The 4,179-nt window shown below is 67.3% G+C and carries 3 protein-coding genes; all 3 read left to right on the top strand.

Going from position 1 to position 4,179, the window contains the following annotated elements; genetic code table 11:
• Nucleotides 1-112 precede the first annotated feature (112 nt).
• Complete coding sequence (locus Q4F91_RS12945) at nucleotides 113-2,305, top strand: hypothetical protein (RefSeq protein ID WP_303338146.1); 2,193 nt, start codon at nucleotides 113-115, stop codon at nucleotides 2,303-2,305.
• A gap of 23 nt (nucleotides 2,306-2,328) precedes the next feature.
• A complete protein-coding gene (locus tag Q4F91_RS12940) occupies nucleotides 2,329-2,874 on the top strand; it encodes a hypothetical protein (RefSeq protein WP_303338145.1) in 546 nt (181 codons plus the stop codon).
• Between the two features lie 507 nt (nucleotides 2,875-3,381).
• Nucleotides 3,382-4,179 (top strand): hypothetical protein (locus tag Q4F91_RS12935; RefSeq protein ID WP_303338144.1); only part of this gene is annotated, 798 nt, incomplete at its 3' end.

Genomic DNA, 4,179 nt, shown 5'->3' with positions numbered 1-4,179 from the left:
AGGCTCCGGCCAAGAAGGCCCCTGCGAAGAAGGCCGCCGCTCCCAAGGCGGAGAAGCCCGCTGAAAAGGCCGCGCCCGCGAAGAAGGCTCCTGCGAAGAAGGCCGCGGCGAAGTGAGGAAGCCTGTCACGAAGGCCATGAAGCAGCAGTCCTGGCCTGACACGCAGGACGACTGGAAGCGGGTGAAGCTTCCCCGGATCCCGGCCTTTGAGACCACGGATCCGGACTTCTACTACTTCATCTACCCGTTATTTGCGATGAAGTTCCTCGAGCGCGAGGGACTTCTCGCAGACATCGGGTGGACCTTCCGCGGGGATCTGATGGACACGATGCGCTTTGCGAATCTCGCGATGCGCATCGCCGCCCCGGCGGCCCCCTACATTCATCCGGAGCCGCATCTTCCCAGAATGCTCTTCATCGGCCGGGCCGCGCCGCTTGAGAAGGGTGCGCTGCGCGCATATCTCGACGGCTTTGACGACGACCCGTCCCTGCGCTTCGGCGCGTGCCGCCTGACCCGTGCGCGCGGGCTCGCGCGGCGCATCCTTGTCCTTCCCGTTGACTGCTCGGAGATGAGCGGGCGGGGAAGCGCGTTCGTGGGCGGGCTCCTCCATCTCATCGTCCTCGACGAGCAGACGCTCACGCCGCTCGCGTGCCTCACGGGGCTCGCGGAGCCGGGGGCGAACCTCCGTGAGATCCGCGCGGGGCTCGAAAAGCTCGGTCTGCTCGAAGGTTTCGAGGAAGTGACCATCGTCACGTCGCGCAGCAAGGCCGCGGAAAAGCGGCTTCTGCGCCTCACGGAAACCATTTTCCGGTCGGTCGCCGACCGGCTCGGCTTTGCGCTCCGCGGTCACAGGCTGCGGAACCACGGGGCCGCGCGTCTCGCGGTCTTCCTCGGCGCGGGGCTCCTCCTCAGGATCATCCATGCGCACCAGAGCAAGGCTCCGCAGATATACAAGTCTCCCGGGCATGTCGCGGGGGCGCTCGCCGAGGCCGACAGGCGCAGTGCGCTCACCAAATACCGATCCGGGCATGAGTTCTTCAGCACCATCGACGATTTCAGCGACATCAGCTGGATCTGCGGCGAGTACCGGATTTTTGAGGAATGCGATCCCGGCATGGTGTTCGATCTCTTCTCGCTCGAGCATGTCGCCGCGGTGCTCGCCGCGGACGACTGCCGGCCGCAGGTCTCCGACGCCGTGAGGACGGCCCCGCCCGAGATCCCGGAGCGGGAGCTCGTCGGGCCCGACGGTCAGCTCTCCTGGCCCGAGCCGCCCGAGACATGGCCGCCCGTCAGGGTTCCTGGCCGCCCTGCGTATGCGAGGATGCCGGAAGGCCGCTCGAGAAAGGTCGTCTTCACCGCGCTTGTCACCAAAATCGCCGAGCGTCACGGGCTCTTCGCCGACGCGGGCCGCGCCATGGGCGGGGATCTCACCGACACGATGCACCTCGTCAATCTCGCGATGCGTATCGCCGCGACGATCCCCCCGAAGATTCATCCCGACTCGATGGTTGAGGACGTTCTCTATTTCGGAGCGGCCGTGCAGCTCGAGAATGCCGGGCTCGTTGACTACCTCGGAAAATTCCGCTCCGACAGGTATGACGGGCTTCTCGCACGCTTCAGCAGTCTGCGCCTTGAGCGGGTCCGGGCTCTCTCGAGAAGGCTCGTCGCCTTTGCGGTTGACGGCGCCGGACCCGGGGATGCCTCGTACCTGTTCGGGAGTCATGTCCGGCTCCTCGTCCTTGACCGGGATTCGCTCTCGCCCGTGGCGATCCTGCCTCTGCCGGACGATGACCCGTCCGAGGAGGCGATGCGCGGGGCGCTCCGCGCCTGCGGTTATCCGGAAGACTGTCCGCATGTCACGTTCGTGACGGAAGGCAGCGCCGACGGGGGCGCGGCCGTCCGGCGCGAGACGGCGGAGGTCATCAGGCTCGCGGCGGCCAAACTCTGGAGTCTCACAGGCAACTCCCGGATCATTCCGAATTCGGTGTCGACGCTGGTGATCTTCCTCGCCGCCGGGATCCTGCTCTCTTTCAGACGCATGATCTACCAGAGCGATCTGAACGACAGCGTGAAGAACGATCCGGCCACGCTCGCCTCCAAGATCAAGCGCTTCGAGAACTGGGGATCGATCACCCGGAAATGGAGTGAAGGCGACCTCATCTACGAGAATTTCATTCCCTACGTGGGCGACTGGCTCCCCGCCGACACGGTGGACGACCCGATGCTTTTCGAGCGGGAGACCGCCGACGGACTCGTGCATCTTCTCTCGCTCAAGCACCTCGCCGAGATGATCGCGGCGCAGTGACGCCGACGGCCTCGGAAACTCAGATGAAGGAGACGAACGCGCTGCAGAAACGTGCCGGAGAGCGCCGTGATCCCGCCGGGATCAACGGTCGCCTCACCGGCCGCCGTCATCTGTGGCGCGTTGCCTTTCCGGACGAGGACGGCTGGCTCGTCTGCAAGGCTTTCAACGAGGAGGCCATCGCGGAGATCCTGCGCACGGGCGACGTGCGCGGCATGACCGCGCTCCTCTCGCGCATCGCGGAGGTCGCGCGCAGAAGACATGTCCGTCTGCGCGACGCCGCCGACCTCGTCGCGCTCCTCGAGGCCGTGCTCACGAACAACCTCCTCGACGGAGCAGATGCGTCCGTCACCGAGGACGGCCGGATGCTCGTCGTCACCGCACCGGGCGTGCGCTGGACGATCGCGGCCGGGTTCGCGCGGGACCGCAGGACGAGCCCGAGGGCGCTTCTCGCGAAGGAACTCGCCGCGCTCGAGTCGCTCCCAGCGACGGCGCAGAAGGAAACCCGGATCGCGCTCGTCTTCTCCGGAAGGAAGCAGCGCTTCGTGCGGTCCGCGGCAGCGGTTCTCTGAACAATCGGCCGCCCGCCGTCTCCTCCCGGGTGAGACCGGCGTACTGGAAACCGGCCGTCGAAGCTGACTGAATTCCTTTCCTCCGAGAGGAAGAGAACGTCCGCGCGTCCGGGGTATTCACGCGTCAGTTCGCGCCGTAAATTGCTGCGTCACTGAATGGTTGACGGGGTGTGAGAATGGTTTTGCAGAGGGGAGGGGCGGTCCGCCGCCCGCCCGGATGACCGCCTCAGTTTCCTTGTTTTCCTTGAAGGAGATACCGCCATGACTTAGCATTCACTCTCGCCCGAGGCAGCCCTCGGCGCCGTTCTCACGCTCGCGGCGGAGCGCCTTCCCGCGCAGGCAGCGGACGCGGCCGACTTCACCCAGGACGACGCCCTCAAGGTCTCGGCCGCGCTCGCCCGCGCCAACCGCCCCGTCGCGTACCGCATCGCCGCGATCCGCTGGGCGCTGCCCGCCGAAGACCTCCCCGATGACGGCTTCGACTACCTGCGCCCCGCCGAAGCCGCGATGCCCGGCCTCTGGGAGGCCCTTCTCGAGCGTCTCGGGCTCCTCAAGGAGGACGACGCGACCGAGGCCGAGGCGAAGCTCCGCGAGCGCCTCGCCGCCGCGCCCAAGCCTGCCGCGGAGATCTTCGCAGCCGTCGCCGATTCGTGCTTTGATTCGGCGGGCACGCGCATGCTCAGCTACCGCCTGCCTGTCCTCGGGGTCCCCCGTCCGGCGATCCGCTCGGGCTCCGACACGTTCCAGAAGGCCGCCGAGACGCGCGTCTTCGTCGCGAACGCGCTTGCCGCCGCGCGCATCGTGAGCGCGGTGCCCGGCACGGACGCGTTTGGCGGTCGGTTCCTCAAGGACGTGGAGGACATGGTGATCGACCTCGGCCTCAGGCGCGACTTCTGGCCCGAGAAAATTCCCGTCTGGCGCATCACCCCGCGCGAGGGTCTTGCCGCCGATGAGGCGGAGACGGTGATGGAGCTCGTCCGCCGCGTCTTCTCGGAAGGCGGCGCCGAGCACGCCCGAGACGGCGACGACTACCTCCTGCGCGCCGGCGCCTTCAACAGCGCCGTCTCGGCCTTCGCCGCGCACTTCCCCTCGCTCGTGCACATCACGCGCGAGGCCGGAAACAACACGCTCGACTGGGGATATGTCGGCGGGCGCGGCTTTTCCCGCGGGCTCATCGTGCAGGCCAACCGCGAGAAGCTCACCCAGTCGAGAGAGGCCGACCCGCTCCTCGCGCTCCTCGGGGACACGCCGAGGGAGCCGGGCTTCAAGGGCGAACTCGCGCTTCTCAAGGCGCTTGCCCACCGG

This window comes from Sutterella sp., from assembly GCF_030539355.1.
In the GTDB taxonomy this organism is placed as follows: domain Bacteria; phylum Pseudomonadota; class Gammaproteobacteria; order Burkholderiales; family Burkholderiaceae_F; genus Sutterella.
This window is presented reverse-complemented; position numbering and strand designations above follow the sequence as displayed.